Origin of the sequence: Streptomyces sp. NPDC002181 (assembly GCF_042890485.1) — a bacterium.
GTDB lineage: Bacteria > Actinomycetota > Actinomycetes > Streptomycetales > Streptomycetaceae > Streptomyces.
In genome coordinates this window covers 68831-83915 of record NZ_JBIASC010000013.1, presented here as the reverse complement: position 1 = coordinate 83915, position 15085 = coordinate 68831, and the positions used below count along the sequence as shown (strand labels likewise).

11 protein-coding genes are annotated in these 15085 nt (G+C 73.3%); 7 read left to right on the top strand and 4 right to left on the bottom strand.

Annotated features, from left to right (window positions below; all coding sequences use genetic code 11):
* The first annotated feature begins 277 nt into the window (after positions 1–277).
* Both ACFYXV_RS27390 and hrpB read left to right on the top strand, forming a co-directional pair.
* A complete protein-coding gene (locus ACFYXV_RS27390; RefSeq protein WP_389384284.1) occupies positions 278–1126 on the top strand; it encodes a class I SAM-dependent methyltransferase in 849 nt (282 codons plus the stop codon).
* A gap of 8 nt (positions 1127–1134) precedes the next feature.
* Entirely contained in the window at positions 1135–3726 is a 2592-nt protein-coding gene (gene hrpB / locus ACFYXV_RS27385) for an ATP-dependent helicase HrpB (protein ID WP_389384283.1), read from the top strand.
* On the opposite strand, the gene ACFYXV_RS27380 is transcribed toward hrpB, so the two are convergent.
* Together ACFYXV_RS27380 and ACFYXV_RS27375 are read right to left on the bottom strand one after the other, a co-directional pair.
* Positions 3710–4714 (bottom strand): DUF3068 domain-containing protein, encoded by a 1005-nt coding sequence (locus ACFYXV_RS27380; protein ID WP_389384282.1) that lies wholly within the window; start codon positions 4712–4714, stop codon positions 3710–3712. The genes hrpB and ACFYXV_RS27380 overlap by 17 nt on opposite strands.
* A 13-nt stretch (positions 4715–4727) precedes the next feature.
* On the bottom strand, positions 4728–4868 hold the full coding sequence (locus tag ACFYXV_RS27375; RefSeq protein WP_385472794.1) for an SPW_0924 family protein: 141 nt from the start codon (positions 4866–4868) through the stop codon (positions 4728–4730).
* A gap of 222 nt (positions 4869–5090) precedes the next feature.
* Between ACFYXV_RS27375 and ACFYXV_RS27370 the strand changes: the two genes are divergently transcribed.
* A complete protein-coding gene (locus tag ACFYXV_RS27370; protein ID WP_389384281.1) occupies positions 5091–6113 on the top strand; it encodes a hypothetical protein in 1023 nt (340 codons plus the stop codon).
* Between the two features lie 25 nt (positions 6114–6138).
* Here ACFYXV_RS27370 and ACFYXV_RS27365 read toward each other — a convergent pair whose 3' ends face one another.
* Positions 6139–7320 (bottom strand): lytic transglycosylase domain-containing protein, encoded by a 1182-nt coding sequence (locus ACFYXV_RS27365; protein WP_389384280.1) that lies wholly within the window; start codon positions 7318–7320, stop codon positions 6139–6141.
* A 164-nt stretch (positions 7321–7484) separates the two neighbouring features.
* On the opposite strand from ACFYXV_RS27365, the gene ACFYXV_RS27360 reads away from it, so the two are divergent.
* The gene (locus tag ACFYXV_RS27360) at positions 7485–8339 is read left to right on the top strand and encodes a DUF4184 family protein (protein WP_385472802.1); all 855 of its coding nucleotides are present in this window, start codon (positions 7485–7487) and stop codon (positions 8337–8339) included.
* A 109-nt stretch (positions 8340–8448) separates the two neighbouring features.
* Here the strand turns inward: ACFYXV_RS27360 and polA are convergent, their stop codons facing one another.
* Complete coding sequence (gene polA, locus ACFYXV_RS27355) at positions 8449–11169, bottom strand: DNA polymerase I (RefSeq protein WP_385472805.1); 2721 nt, start codon at positions 11167–11169, stop codon at positions 8449–8451.
* Between the two features lie 201 nt (positions 11170–11370).
* Between polA and ACFYXV_RS27350 the strand changes: the two genes are divergently transcribed.
* The 3 genes from ACFYXV_RS27350 (at position 11371) to ACFYXV_RS27340 (ending at position 14820) form a co-directional block, all read left to right on the top strand.
* Positions 11371–13641 (top strand): FdhF/YdeP family oxidoreductase, encoded by a 2271-nt coding sequence (locus tag ACFYXV_RS27350; RefSeq protein ID WP_389384279.1) that lies wholly within the window; start codon positions 11371–11373, stop codon positions 13639–13641.
* Between the two features lie 58 nt (positions 13642–13699).
* Positions 13700–14173, top strand: a complete 474-nt coding sequence (locus ACFYXV_RS27345; protein ID WP_383496662.1) for a PaaI family thioesterase — start codon at positions 13700–13702, stop codon at positions 14171–14173.
* 395 nt (positions 14174–14568) lie between these two features.
* Positions 14569–14820, top strand: a complete 252-nt coding sequence (locus ACFYXV_RS27340; RefSeq protein WP_383347273.1) for a hypothetical protein — start codon at positions 14569–14571, stop codon at positions 14818–14820.
* The last annotated feature ends 265 nt before the right edge of the window (positions 14821–15085 follow it).

Here is a 15085-nt window from a genome sequence, read left to right as displayed (position 1 = left end):
AAGGAAGCCCCTACTCCGCCGTGAAGCGGTCAGGGCCTCGAAAACCGAGGGGACATCAACAGATGCAAGCGCAGCCTGCTAGGTCTGAGGAGCACAGGCTCGCAGCGCAACTTGTAGCATACGGGGGCAGCCGGACAGGGTCAATGCGCGAAGGCGCACACCCCGGGCGGATCACCGCATAACCGGCACAATTCGTGGGCGGGCAGGCGCCGATGGCCCTTCTCTGCCGTGTCACGACTCTTTCCGACTCTTTCCGCAGACTACGACGACGGGCCCCATGAACCAAGAGGACTACGCCCCCGAAGACGCGTACGAGGCCGGGGACGCCACCGGCGAGGACGCCCAGGCCACCCGGCGCGAGGCCGGCGAGGCGGAGAGCAGCCGGGCCAGCCGGGGCTGGTGGGACCGCAACGCCGACGACTACCAGAACGAGCACGGCGCCTTCCTCGGCGACGACCGCTTCGTCTGGGGCCCGGAGGGCCTGGACGAGGCGGACGCCGCGCTGCTGGGCCCGGCGGACTCCCTGAAGGACAAGGACGTCCTGGAGATCGGCGCCGGCGCCGCCCAGTGCTCGCGCTGGCTCGCCGCCCGGGGAGCCCGCCCGGTCGCCCTCGACCTCTCCCACCGCCAGCTCCAGCACGCCCTGCGCATCGGCGAGGACGTCCCGCTGGTCGAGGCCGACGCCGGACGCCTGCCCTTCCGCGACGCCTCCTTCGACCTCGCCTGTTCCGCGTACGGGGCCGTCCCCTTCGTCGCCGACCCCGCGAACGTGATGCGCGAGGTCCACCGCGTACTGCGCCCCGGCGGCCGCTGGGTCTTCTCCGTCACCCACCCCATCCGCTGGGCCTTCCCCGACGAGCCCGGCCCGGAGGGGCTGTCGATCGCCGCCTCCTACTTCGACCGGACCCCGTACGTCGAGCAGGACGAGGAGGGCCGCGCCGTCTACGTGGAGCACCACCGCACCCTCGGGGACCGGGTCCGGGACGTGGTGGCGGGCGGGTTCCGCCTGGTCGACCTGGTGGAACCGGAGTGGCCCGAGTGGAACACCCAGGAGTGGGGCGGCTGGTCCCCGCTGCGCGGCAACCTGATCCCCGGCACCGCGATCTTCGTCTGCGAAAGGGACTGAGAACCCCGTTGACCCGACAGCCCAGACCGCCCCGACAGCCTCGGCAGCCCGGACAGCTCCGTCAGGCCGACCTCGACGCCCTTCCCGTACGGGAGGCCGTGCCCGCGCTGCTCCGCGCGCTGGACGCCCACGGCACGGCGGTGCTCTGCGCGCCGCCCGGCACCGGCAAGACCACACTGGTGCCGCTGGTACTGGCGGGGCTGGTGGGGCCGGCCGCCGACGGGCCGCGGCGCAAAGTGGTCGTCGCCGAACCCCGGCGGATCGCCGCCCGGGCGGCGGCGCGGCGGATGGCCTGGCTGCTGGGCGAGCCGGTCGGCGGCTCCGTGGGCTTCACGGTGCGCGGCGAGCGGGTGGCGGGGCCGGACACGGTGGTCGAGGTGGTCACCACCGGCGTCCTGCTCCAGCGCCTCCAGCGGGACCAGGAGCTCGCCGGCGTGGACGTGGTGATCCTGGACGAGTGCCATGAGCGGCACCTCGACGCCGACACGGTCGCCGCGTTCCTGCTGGACGTGCGGGAAACCCTGCGCCCGGAGCTGCGGCTGGTGGCGGCTTCGGCGACCACGGACTCCGCGGGCTGGGCACGGGTGCTCGGCGGCGCGCCGGTGGTGGAGGCCGCGGGGGTCTCGTACCCGGTGGAGACGGTCTGGGCCCCGCCGGCCCGGCCGGTGCGGCCCCCGCACGGGATGCGGGTGGACCCGGCGCAGCTGGCGCACGTGGCCTCGGTGGTGCGCCGGGCGCTGGCCGAGCGGGCCGGGGACGTGCTGTGCTTCCTGCCCGGCGTCGGCGAGATCGCCCGCGTCGCGGGGCAGCTGGCCGGGGTGGAGGCGGAGGTGCTCCAGCTCCACGGACGCGCTCCGGCGGTGGTGCAGGACGCGGCCCTGTCGGTCGCGGCGCGGCGCCGGGTGATCCTGTCCACGGCGGTGGCGGAGTCGAGCCTGACCGTGCCGGGGGTAAGGGTGGTCGTGGACTCGGGACTGGCCCGCGAACCCCGGGTGGACCATGCGCGGGGGCTGGGCGCGCTGGCGACCGTACGGGCGTCCCGCGCGGCCGGGCGCCAGCGGGCCGGCCGGGCCGGGCGCGAGGCCCCGGGGGCGGTGTACCGCTGCTGGCCGGAGGCGGAGGACGGCCGGCTGCCGGCGTTCCCCTCGCCCGAGATCCGGATCGCGGACCTGGCGCAGTTCGCGCTGCAGGCGGCCTGCTGGGGCGATCCGGACGCGGCCGGGCTGGCCCTCCTGGACCCCCCGCCGACCGGGGCGATGGCCGCGGCGCGGGAGGTGCTGGTCGCGGTGGGCGCGGTGTCCGCCGCCGGCGCCGTGACCCCGCGCGGGCAGCGGATGGCCCGGCTCGGGCTGCACCCGCGCCTCGCCCGGGCACTGCTGGACGGCTCCGCCGGGCTGGGACCCCGCAGGGCGGCGGAGATCGTCGCCCTGCTGAGCGAGGAGCCGCCGCGGGAGTACGGGGACGACCTGGCCGCCGCCTGGCGCCGGGCCCGCGCGGGCGGCGATGCGTACGGCTCCCGCTGGCGCGCGGAAGCGGTGCGCCTGGAGCGCGCCGCCGGCGGCGGGGACGCGGCGGCGCCGCGGGCCGCCGGTGCGTACTCCGACGACGCCGCCGCCGGGCTCGTCGCGGCCCTGGCCTTCCCCGAGCGGGTCGCCAGGGCCAAGGGGCAGGGGGCTTTCCTGATGGCTTCCGGGACGGCCGCCGAGCTCGGGGACGGCTCGCCGCTGCGCAGCGCGCCCTGGCTCGCCGTGGCCGTCGCCGACCGGGGTCCGCATTCCGCCTCCGCCCGGGTCCGGCTGGCCGCCGTCATCGACGAGGACACCGCCCGGGCCGCGGCCGGCCACCTGCTGCGGGCGGGCGAAGAGGTGCGCTGGGAGGACGGCGACCTCGTCGCCCGCACCGCCGAGCGGCTCGGCGCCATCGAGCTGGCCGTGCGCCCGCTGAGGAACCCCGACCCGGCCCTCGTCCGGGCCGCCCTCCTCGACGGCCTGCGCGGCGAGGGCCTCGGCCTGCTGCGCTGGACCGAGGACGCGCGGACGCTCCGGGCCCGGCTCGGCTTCCTGCACCGCACGCTCGGCGGCGGCTGGCCCGACGTACAGGACGACGGCGCCCTGCTGGAGCGCGCCGACGACTGGCTGGAGCCCGAGCTGTCCCGGGCCCGCCGCCGGGCGGATCTCGGGCGGATCGACGCCGGTCAGGCGCTGAACCGGCTGCTGCCCTGGGCCACCGGCGAGGCCGCCCGCCTCGACGAGCTGGCCCCCGAGCGGATCGAGGTGCCCAGCGGCTCCCGGATCCGGGTGGACTACTCCGCCGAGCACGAGCAGGGGCACGGCCAGCCCGTGCTCGCCGTGAAGCTGCAGGAGCTGTTCGGACTGGCGGAGACCCCGAAGGTGGCCGGGGTGCCCGTCCTCGTCCACCTGCTGTCCCCGGCCGGGCGGCCCGCCGCCGTGACCGCCGACCTCGCCTCGTTCTGGCAGGGCGGCTACCGCGCCGTGCGCGCCGAGCTCCGCGGCCGCTACCCCAAGCACCCCTGGCCGGAGGACCCGGCGACCGCCGAGCCCACCCGGCACACGAACGCCCGGCTCAGACGCCAGCAGTGAGCTGCGTGGTGGAGCCCTCCCCGTCCGGCGTCCCGCGGCGGCGCCTGCCGCGGGCCTCCAGCCACAGCGCCAGCCCGAGCACGACGAGGGCGCCGGCCGCCAGTCCGATCGGCGCGTACGTGTGGAGTGCGAGGACCTTCGTACGGTTCGACTTGACCAGGTCGACGGTGTACCGGGCGTAGTCCTCGCGCATCTTCACGTGCCCGGCGAAGACGGTGAGCCTGCCGTCGGGTGCGCCGGCCGCGATGCCGCCGCGCATCTCCTGCTCGATGACCTGCTCGGCGTTGACGGGCGCCCCGGTCACCGGGTCGACCCAGAACATCGCCTTGACCTGGTACCAGAGGCTGGTGCCGGTGGTCTGCTCGAAGGTCTTCGGGTCGATGCCCTCGATCGGCATCTTCTTCGGGAGCGAGACCTTGGTCCAGGGGACGGTCTGCTCGTAGTAGTAGACGTCCATCCCGCGGTACGTGCGCGGGCCGACGTAGTGGATGGGCGCGGCGGTGCGGGTCTGCGCGTCGAAGTAGAGGTAGTCGCGCGGCTCGGTGAAGAACGGCCACTTGAACTCGATGCCCTCGCGTTTGACCGGGTCGTCGTCGACCATCTCGCCGGTGGCGTGAACCGGGTCCTGGGTGTGGGCGTCGAAGATGTAGCGCTCGGGTATCCGGGAGACCATCTTCCCGTCCGGGCCCATGATGTACGACAGGGTGTCCCAGACGACGACGTCCTTGCCGGCGCTCGCCTCGATCTCCTTCGACGCCTCGACGTTGCCCTTCAGGGTCTGGACGATGGTGACCTTGTCCACCTTCTTGGGCTGCATGCCGGCGGTGTAGTCGAGGAGGGTCGCGTCCTTCGCCTCCAGGACCATCTCCTGGTACTGGTTCGGCGGGATCTTGGCGAGCCGGGGGTACGCGTACCAGCGCAGCAGCGGTGCGAGGGCGGCGAGGAACACGGCGAGGGCGAGCAGGACGAGGCTGGCGGTGCGTCTCAAGGCCGGGGCTCCTCTACTGTCCGGGCGCGCTGGGCGCGGAGGTGAGCAGGGGCTTGGGCGAGGTCTTGCCTTCGGGCGCCCCGAACGCCGTGATGGCGAACACGAGGGCCAGCGCGGCGGCAAGCCCGATGGCGGCGGCGAGGAGTGCGCGCATGCCGGGGGCCTCCGGAATCTGATGGGACGTCAGGGCGGAGCCGCACCGTAGCAACGCGGGGCGGAGATGAGAACCGTCTGGACCCCGGATCACAGGGCGACATTGGTCCGAATTACCTATGGTCAGGCGTGTTGTGACGCAACGTGACGCCTCCCTGCATCCCGCGGGTCAAGCTCCTCCTGGCATCTCAGTGGAGTTCCCCCGGAGCCGAGGAGCGCGCGGATGAGTACCGAGAACACGACGGGGGCGCGGCCGGATCCGCGCACCCGCCGCACCCGATGGACGGCCGGCGGCGCGGTCGCCTCGCTCGCGCTGCTCCTGGCGGCCGGGCTGACCGTGCCGAACGCGCTGGCGGCCCAGGACGCGGGCGGGCGCGTGAGCGCGTACGGCGCCGGGGGCGGCGGCAAGTGCGAGAAGGACCCCCGCACCGGCAAGGAGCGGGGGGACTGCCGGAAGGACCCGCGGCAGGGCCCGCGGGGCCCGAAGGGTCCCCCGGGCCCCAGCGGCCCGCCCGGCGAACCGGGTGAACAGGGTGAACAGGGTGAACAGGGTGAACCCGGCGAACCCGGTCCGCCGGGGGCCACCGGCCCGAGCGGACCGGCGGGTCCCAGTGGCCCCCCTGGTCCCAGCGGCTCCCCTGGTCCCAGTGGCTCCGCCGGTCCGAGCGGTCCGCCCGGACCCAGCGGCTCGCCCGGGCCCAGCGGTCCGCCCGGACCCAGCGGCTCCCCCGGGCCCAGCGGTCCGCCCGGACCCAGCGGCTCCCCCGGGCCCAGCGGTCCGCCCGGACCCACGGTCAACGTCGGCGCGAGCATCCAGTCCTTCAACGACCAGATCATCCCGGACACCGCGCTCACCAAGATCCTCTTCAGCAGCGCCGCCTACGACACGAGCATGATGTTCGACGCTCCGAACTCGGCCCTGGTGGTCAGGACGGCGGGGCGCTACCAGGTCACGGGCCAGATCCTGCTGACCTACACCCCGAATCCGGCAGGGGCCCGGAACCTGCAGCTGCAGGTGAACGGCGGCGGACGCGCGTTCGACTCACAGGACACCGCGGTCCTCCCGGGAACCGGGTTCGCCTCGCAGTCCGTGTCGGGGACCCTGGAGCTGGCCGTGGGCGACGTGATCACGCTCCACGTCCTCCAGACCACGGGCGCCAACGCCAGCTCGCGGTTCCTGCCGGGGTCCTTGAGCACGGCCGTCGCTCCGCGACTCACCGCGGAGCTGCTCGTACCGACGCCGTGACCACGGACGCCGCCTCCGCGCCCGGCTAAGGGGCCCTGGTCCCGGTGGGAGACGGGGACGCGGACGCGGCCGGGGACGCCTTGCGCGTGGCCGAGGGGCTCGGGGTGGGCGCCGGGGTCGGCCGCGCGCTCGCCGTCGGCGAGGGCATCGGGGTCGGCGTCGGGCTCGGGGTCGGCGTCGGTTTGGGCGTCGGCGTCGGCTTGGGCGTCGGCTTGGGATCCGGCGTCGGGGTCGGCGTCGGGGTGGGGGTCGGGGTGGGGGTCGGCGTCGGGGTAGGCGTCGGCACCGGGGTGGGCTTGGGTGTGGGGCTCGGGGTCGGCGTCGGCTTCGGGCTCGGCCCGGGCTGCGCCGGGGGCCGGCCCGCGTCCGCGTTCGGGACCTCGTGCGTGCCCTGGAGGTAGTACGTGAACCAGGACTTCACCGTGCGCAGGTACTCAGCGGACTGGTTGTACGAGAGCACCGCGCGGTCCAGATCGGCGGGTACGCGCAGGTCGCGGGTGCCCGCGCAGAGGTAGCGGGCGGCCGCCAGGGAGGCGTCGTACACGTTGTTCGGATTGCGGCGGCCGTCGCCGTCCGCGTCCTGGCCCCAGGCCGCCCACGTCGACGGGATGAACTGCATCGGGCCGACCGCCCGGTCGTACGCGGCGTCGCCGTCGTACTGTCCGCCGTCCGTGTCGCGGATGTTCGCGAAGCCGTTGCCGTCGAGCACGGGGCCCAGGATCGGGCGCAGGGTGGTGCCGGCGGCGTCCACCCGGCCGCCTCGCGCCTGCCCGGACTCGACCTTGCCGATCGCCGCGAGGAGTTGCCAGCGCAGTCCGCAGCCGGGGTCGCTCTCCCCCACCTTCCGCTCGGCCAGCCGGTACGCCGCCAGGACCGTCGCGGGGATCCCCTGCGCGCCTTCGCCGCCGCCCATGGCCACCGGTTCGTTGTGCGTCGCCACCGCCCCGGCGGCCGGCGCGGACGGCTGGGCGGGCGCCGGGGCCTCCTGCGGCAGTTCGGCCGCCGGGGGCGGGAGTTCCGTGAGGTAGTCGGAGTCTCCGCCGGATTCCGCCGGCTGTGCGGGCCGCACGGTCGCCTCCCCGGCGTCCGCCGCGGATATCCGCTCCCGCGAGGGGGCCTGGGACGCCGTGAGCGCCGCGGCCACCAGTGCGCAGATCAGGGCGGCGGCCCCTCCCTTGCGCAGCCTGCTTCCGATGCCTGCCGACATGAGCCGGGTCCCCTCCCCCTCGACGTCGGCGTGACCTTACGTCAACTCCCTTCAACCTGCACCGATCGGCGCCCGGATTTCACCACTTCCCCACCTGCCGGGCAGCTCGCGCATACTGTCCGGACCGTTCGGGGCGCATTGGCCCGAAGTAAGGAAGAGGTGTCATGCCGTTCACCCTCAGCCATGCGGCGGCCGTTCTGCCGGCCGTCCGCCGGGCGGGCCGCGCCCGCGGGCCGCTGATCGCGTCGGCGTTGGTCCTCGGTTCGTTCGCACCCGATACGTTCTACTTCGCGGACGCCGTCGTCTCGGGCGTGTGGGCGTACGGCGCGTTCGCGCATTCGCTGCCCGGGGTGTTCACGGCGGACGCCGTGCTGACCGCCGCGCTCGCGGCGTGCTGGCTGCTGCTGCGCGAACCGCTGGTCGCGCTCCTGCCGCGCCGCCGCCAGGGCCGGATGTACGCCTTCGTACGGGGTGAGGACTGGCGGGGCCGCGGCCCGGCGCGGGTCGCGATGTGGTTCTACCTCTCGGCGGTGGCCGGCTCCCTCACGCACGTGGTCTGGGACAGCTTCACGCACCCGCACCGGTGGGGGACGGACGCGCTGCCCGTGCTCGGCGAGCCGTTCGCGAACGGGCTTCCCCTCTACACCTACGTGCAGTACGGGACCTCGGCGCTCGCGGCCTGCGCCCTGCTCTGGTTCACGGTGACCGCCGTGCGCCGCCTGCCCGACTCCGCCGCTCCCGCGGCCGTGCCCGTGCTCGGGCGGGCCGAACTGCTGGGCGCGGTCGCGCTGGTCGGGGTGTGCGTGGCCGTCGGGGTGACGATGCGCGTGCTGCGCTTCTTCACGTTCTTCGACCGGATCCGCACCCCGCTCGACATCATTCCGACGGTCTGCTTCGGCGCGGGCGGCGGCCTCGCCGTGGGCCTGCTGCTGTACGGGGTCCTCGTACGGCTCCTCGCGCGCCGGCGCGAGCCGTCCCGTACGGAGGAGGACGCGCGAACGCCCGTCCCCACCGCGTAGCGGCCTGCGGGGGGACGGGCGTCCGGCGAACGTGTTCCCGGGGCATCGTGGTCTCGTGGCCTCATGGCCACATGGCCTCAGGGCCCTGGGCCCTGGTGCCCTCGGGGCCTCAGTGCGCCGCGGACTCCCAGTCGGCGCCCACGCCCACCGACACGTCGAGCGGGGCGCGGAGTTCGACGGCGGCGGCCATCTCGCGGCGCACCAGCTCCTCGACCTTCTCGCGCTCGCCCGGGGCGATCTCCAGCACGATTTCGTCGTGGACCTGGAGCAGCATCCGCGACTTCAGCCCGGCCCCGGTGATCGCCTTGTCCACGCGCAGCATCGCGACCTTGACGATGTCGGCCGCGGTGCCCTGGATCGGGGCGTTCAGCGCCATCCGCTCGGCGGACTCGCGGCGCATGCGGTTGTCGCTGTTGAGGTCGGGCAGGTAGCGGCGGCGGCCGAAGACCGTCGCCGTGTACCCGGTGGCCCGGGCCTCCTCGACCACGCGGTGCAGGTAGTCGCGGACCCCGCCGAACCGCTCGAAGTACGTCTCCATCAGGCCGCGCGCCTCGGCGGGGTCGATGTTCAGCTGCTGGGAGAGGCCGAAGGCGGACAGCCCGTACGCCAGGCCGTAGGACATGGCCTTGATCTTGCGGCGCATCTCGGCGTCGACCTGGTCGCGCTCTACGGAGAAGACCTGGGAGGCGACGGTGGTGTGCAGGTCCTCGCCGGAGGTGAACGCCTCCAGCAGGCCCTCGTCCTCGGAGAGGTGCGCCATGACGCGCAGCTCGATCTGGCTGTAGTCGGCAGTCATGAGGGATTCGAAGCCCTCGCCGACGACGAAACCGCGGCGGATGGCCCGGCCCTCGTCGGTGCGCACCGGCACGTTCTGCAGGTTGGGGTCGGTGGAGGACAGGCGGCCGGTCGCGGCGACGGTCTGGCTGAAGCTGGTGTGCACCCGGCCGTCGGCGGCGATCGTCTTGACGAGGCCCTCGACGGTGACGCGCAGCTTGGCCTGCTCCCGGTGGCGGAGCATGATCACCGGGAGTTCGTGGTCGGTCTGCGTGGCCAGCCAGGCCAGCGCGTCCGCGTCCGTGGTGTAGCCGGTCTTGGTCTTCTTCGTCTTCGGCAGGTCCAGCTCGCCGAAGAACACCTCCTGGAGCTGCTTGGGCGAGCCGAGGTTGAACTCGTGCCCGACCGCGGCGTGCGCCTCCTTCACCGCCTGCTGCACGGCTCCGGCGAACTGCTGCTCCATGGCCTCCAGGTGGTCGCGGTCGGCGGCGATGCCCGCCCGCTCCATCCGGGCCAGCAGCTCCGAGGTGGGCAGCTCCATGTCGTGGAGCAGCTCGGTGGCTCCGACCTCCTCCAGCTTGCCGGTGAAGGCCTCGCCGAGGTCCAGGACGGCGCGGGCCTGCGCCATCAGGGCCTCCGCCTCGGCGGTCTCGTCGGCTCCGAAGGCCAGCTGACCGTCGGCCGCGGCGGGCTGCAGCTCGCGGTGCAGGTACTCGTTGGACAGCACGTCCAGCGCGAAGGAGCGCCGGCCCGGCTTGACCAGGTAGGCGGCGAGCGCGGTGTCCATGGTGACGCCGTCGAGGCTCCAGCCGTGCTCGGGGAAGACCCGCATCAGGCCCTTGGCGTTGTGCACCACCTTGGGGCGCGCCGGGTCGGCGGCCCAGGCCGCGAAGGCCCGCTCGTCGGCCTCGTCCAGCACGGACGGCTCGAACCAGGCGGCGGCCCCGCCGGCCGCGGCCAGCGCGATCTCGCTGACATTGCCCTGGCCCAGCGCCCAGCTGTCCACGGTGGAGATGCCCAGCGGCTCGCCCGCGCGGGCCGCCAGCCACGGCGCCAGCTCGCCCGCGCCGATCACGGTCGCGTCCAGCTCCACGCCGGCGGCCGGAGCCGGGGCCTCCTCCTCGGCGGCGCCCGGGTCCACGGCGAGCAGCCGCTCGCGCAGCGAGGCGTTGCGGATCTCCAGTACGTCCAGCACGCCGGTGACGGCGGAGCGGTCGTACGGCAGGCGCTCCAGGTCGCCCGCGGCCTTGGGCAGCTCGACGTCCTTGACCATCTCGGTCAGGACCCGGTTGAGCTTCACGGCCTCCAGGTGGTCCCGGAAGTTCTGCCCGGCCTTGCCCTTGACCTCCTCGGCCCGCTCGACGAGCTCCGCGAACGACCCGAACTGGGTGATCCACTTGGCGGCCGTCTTCTCGCCGACGCCCGGAATGCCCGGCAGGTTGTCCGAGGGGTCGCCGCGCAGCGCCGCGAAGTCCGGGTACTGCTGCGGGGTGAGACCGTACTTCTCCTCGACCTTCTCCGGGGTGAACCGGGTCAGCTCGGAGACGCCCTTGGTCGGGTACAGCACGGTGGTGTGCTCGGAGACGAGCTGGAAGGAGTCCCGGTCGCCGGTGACGATCAGGACCTCGAAGCCGAGGGCCTCCGCCTGCGTCGCCAGCGTGGCGATCACGTCGTCGGCCTCGAAGCCGTCGACCGCGAACCGCGGCACCTTCATGGCGTCCAGGAGCTCGCCGATCAGCTCGACCTGTCCCTTGAACTCGTCGGGGGTCTTGGAACGGTTCGCCTTGTACTCGGGGAACTCCGTCGAGCGCCACGTCTTGCGCGAGACGTCGAACGCCACGGCGAAGTGCGTGGGCGCCTCGTCGCGCAGCGTGTTCGCCAGCATCGACGCGAAGCCGTAGATGGCGTTCGTCGGCTGCCCGGTCGCCGTCGTGAAGTTCTCCGCGGGCAGCGCGAAGAACGCCCGGTACGCCAGGGAGTGCCCGTCCATGAGCATCAGGCGGGGGCGGTCCGCTGCGGTCGGCTGGTCGGTCTTCTTCGATGCGTTCTCTGCCACGCCCCCGATCCTAGGCGGCCCCGCCGACAATTCCGGCCCCTCGCCTCCCCCGGCGCACACGCCCCGCCGGACGCCCCCGGCGCACCCGCCCGGAACCCGGTGCGCGCGCGGACCGCCCTCCCCTGTTTCCGTGGACCGTGCAAGGATCGAAGGACGCGGCCACACGTGCTGCACACGTACGTACGCTCGAAGGGGAGCGCGATGGCGACCAAGCCGCCCACAGGTGATCCGGTGCAGGACGCACCGCAGGTCACACCGCCCAAGCACGCCGCCGCCGGCCTGCCCGCCATCGGGCACACCCTGCGGATAGCGCAGCAGCAGATGGGCGTCGCCCGTACCGCGCGCACCCTGCTCAAGGTCAACCAGAAGGACGGCTTCGACTGCCCCGGCTGCGCCTGGCCCGAGGGCGACAAGCGGCACACCGCCGAGTTCTGCGAGAACGGCGCCAAGGCCGTCGCCGAGGAGGCCACGCTGCGCCGGGTCACCCCGGACTTCTTCGCCGGGCACCCCCTGGCCGACCTCGCCGGCCGCTCCGGCTACTGGCTGGGCCAGCAGGGCCGCATCACCGAGCCGATGTACCTGCCGGAAGGCGCGGACCGCTACCAGGCGATCCCCTGGGAGCGGGCCTTCGAGATCATCGCCGAGGAGCTGCGCGCCCTCGACTCCCCCGACGAGGCCCTCTTCTACACCTCGGGGCGCACCAGCAACGAGGCCGCGTTCCTCTTCCAGCTCTTCGCCCGCGAGTTCGGCACCAACAACCTGCCCGACTGCTCGAACATGTGCCACGAGTCCTCGGGCTCCGCACTGAACGAGACGATCGGCATCGGCAAGGGCAGCGTCAACCTCGAAGACCTCCACCAGGCCGACCTGATCATCGTCGCCGGGCAGAACCCGGGCACCAACCACCCGCGCATGCTCTCCGCCCTGGAGCAGGCCAAGTCCGCAGGCGCGAAGATCATCTCGGTGAACCCGCTGCCCGAGGCCGGCATGGAGCGGTTCAAGAACCCCCAGACCCCGGTCGGCATGCTCAAGGGCACCGCCCTCAACGACCTCTTCCTGCAGATCCGCATCGGCGGCGACCAGGCCCTCTTCCGCCTCCTCAACAAGCTCGTCATCGAGACCGGGGGCGCCACCGACGAGGAATTCATCCGCGAGCACACCCACGGCTACGAGGAGCTGGCGGCCGCCGCCGCGGAAGCCGACTGGGACGAGACCCTCACCGCGACCGGCCTCACCCGCCCCGAGATCGAGCAGGCGCTGGCCATGGTCCTGGCCTCGCGGCGCACCATCGTCTGCTGGGCCATGGGCCTCACCCAGCACAAGCACTCCGTCGCCACCATCCGCGAGGTCGTCAACCTCCTGCTGCTCCGTGGAAACATCGGCCGCCCCGGCGCCGGCGTCTGCCCCGTCCGCGGCCACTCCAACGTGCAGGGCGACCGCACCATGGGGATCTTCGAGCGCCCCGCGCCCGCCTTCCTCGACGCCCTCGACCGCGAATTCGGGATCACCTCGCCGCGCGGCCACGGCTACGACGTCGTCCGCTCCATCGAGGCCCTGCGCGACGGCAAGGCCAAGGTCCTCTTCGCCATGGGCGGCAACTTCGTCGGAGCCACCCCCGACACCGACGTCACCGAGGCCGCGATCCGCCGCGCCTCCCTGACCGTCCACGTCTCCACCAAACTCAACCGCTCCCACGCGGTCACCGGCCGGCGCGCCCTGATCCTGCCCACCCTCGGCCGCACCGACAAGGACGTACAGGCCTCCGGCAGGCAGTTCGTCACCGTCGAGGACTCGATGGGCATGGTCCACGCCTCCCGCGGCAACCTCGCCCCCGCCTCCCCGCACCTGCTCTCCGAGCCCGCGATCGTCGCCCGCATGGCCCGCGCCGTCCTCGGCGACGCGTCGGGGACCCCGTGGGAGGAGTTCGAGAAGGACTACGCGGCCATCCGCGACCGGATCTCGCGCGTCGTCCCGGGCTTCGAGGACTTCAACGCCCGCGCGTCCCGCCCCGAGGGCTTCCGCCTCCCGCACGGCCCGCGCGACGAGCGCCGCTTCCCCACCAAGACCGGCAAGGCCAACTTCACCGCCGCGCCCGTCGAGTACCCCCGGGTCCCCGAGGGCCGCCTGCTCCTGCAGACCCTGCGCAGCCACGACCAGTACAACACCACCATCTACGGCCTCGACGACCGCTACCGCGGGATCACCGGCGGCCGCCGCGTCGTCATGGTCAACCCCGAGGACGCGGCGGAGCTGGGGCTCGCCGACGGCTCGTACACCGACCTGGTCGGCGAGTGGAAGGACGGCGTCGAGCGGCGCGCGCCCGGCTTCCGCGTCGTGCACTACCCGACCGCCCGCGGCTGCGCGGCCGCCTACTACCCCGAGACCAACGTGCTGGTCCCGCTCGACTCCACCGCGGACACCAGCAACACCCCCGCCAGCAAGTCCGTCGTCGTGCGCTTCGAACCGGCCTGATAGAACGACCTCAGGACAAGACGGTTAACGAGCGTTGACACAGATACGGAGCCTGCCCATGGGCCAGCAGCACACGGTGAAGTTCCCGCAGGAGGTACTCGACGAGTACGCGGCCCTGGGCATCGACCTGCCCTCGCTGTTCTCGGCGGGCCACCTCGGCGAGCGGATGGACATCCGCATCCTGGAGGCCTCGGCCGAGCGGGTCGTCGCCACCATGCCCGTCGAGGGCAACACCCAGCCGTACGGGCTGCTGCACGGCGGAGCCTCGGCCGTGCTCGCCGAGACCCTCGGCTCGGTCGGCGCCATGATGCACGGCGGCATCAAGAAGATCGCCGTCGGCGTGGACCTGAACTGCACCCACCACCGCGGCGTGCGGTCCGGCCTGGTCACCGGCGTCGCGAGCCCCGTACACCGCGGCCGCTCCACCGCCACGTACGAGATCGTCATCAGCGACGAACAGGACCGGCGCGTGTGCACCGCCCGCCTGACCTGCCTGCTCCGCGACGCGGACCCGGCCGCCGCCGGGGCCTGACCGCCCGCAGGCCGAGCCCGCAGACCGGGCGCCAGACGGCCGAGCTCCGCAGGCCCGGATCCCGCCCCGCACAAGGGGCCGGAGCCGGGCCTGCGGCGCGTACGGGCCGGGCCGCAAGCACCCTGCGAGCCGCGTCCCGGCGCGTACGGGCCCGGCAACCGCCCGGAATCCGCCAGTCCACGCCCGGCCCCGCGACGACTGTTGTGTCACCGAAGGTGACGGCCTACCTTCCCTTCATGGGCACCCAGCCACGCATCGCGGCCCGCTGCGGTGGAGCCGCACTCCTGACGGCACTCACCCTGTCCGGATGCTCCACATCCGCCCCACCCGCCCCGCGGACCACGCCAACGCCCGTTTCCAGCCCCTCCTCGCCCGCACAGATCTGCACAAGTCTGGTGTCCTACTGGGCGAAAGAAGCCCTCAAGGGCGGCAAGTGGGCGGGCCTCGACTGGGAGCAGAAGGGCATGTCCAACGACCAGTACAAGATCCACGAGGAAGCTGTCGCCGCAGGCCGCACGGAGGAGCGAACTGCCGGTCTGGACAAGGCACTTGAGCTCGTCGACCGGTTCGTCGCGCAGCGCTGCGCCGAACAGAACGGGGCAACCTGGAGCTCCGAGAACTGGCGGCCCCCCAGCCCGCCCGGATGACCGGAATCCCGCGTGCGCTGTCCGACTTCCGGTCGCCCGGCGACGCGGACCCGATCCGCAGGTCGGAAGCCCTCCACACCCCGGACCAAGATCGATCCACCCGGAGTGGATCAAGGGCGAAAATTACCCTCAGTAATTCCGACGCCCCACAGAATCCCGTTTTTCCCCTCCGGAATGCCACCCGCCGGATTCTTTCGGACACAGCCAGCGACAACATGCCCCTTTTGATCAATGACAGGAGCATGGACCCCTCAAGCCCCTTAGG

Bases quoted from the DNA above. Each gene is read 5' to 3' on its own strand.
- ACFYXV_RS27345 (WP_383496662.1), top strand. From the start codon at position 13,700: ATGGGCCAGCAGCACACGGTGAAGTTCCCGCAGGAGGTACTCGACGAG.
- ACFYXV_RS27360 (WP_385472802.1), top strand. From the start codon at position 7,485: ATGCCGTTCACCCTCAGCCATGCGGCGGCCGTTCTGCCGGCCGTCCGC.
- ACFYXV_RS27350 (WP_389384279.1), top strand. From the start codon at position 11,371: ATGGCGACCAAGCCGCCCACAGGTGATCCGGTGCAGGACGCACCGCAG.
- ACFYXV_RS27370 (WP_389384281.1), top strand. From the start codon at position 5,091: ATGAGTACCGAGAACACGACGGGGGCGCGGCCGGATCCGCGCACCCGC.
- ACFYXV_RS27375 (WP_385472794.1), bottom strand. From the start codon at position 4,868: ATGCGCGCACTCCTCGCCGCCGCCATCGGGCTTGCCGCCGCGCTGGCC.
- ACFYXV_RS27365 (WP_389384280.1), bottom strand. From the start codon at position 7,320: ATGTCGGCAGGCATCGGAAGCAGGCTGCGCAAGGGAGGGGCCGCCGCC.
- ACFYXV_RS27390 (WP_389384284.1), top strand. From the start codon at position 278: ATGAACCAAGAGGACTACGCCCCCGAAGACGCGTACGAGGCCGGGGAC.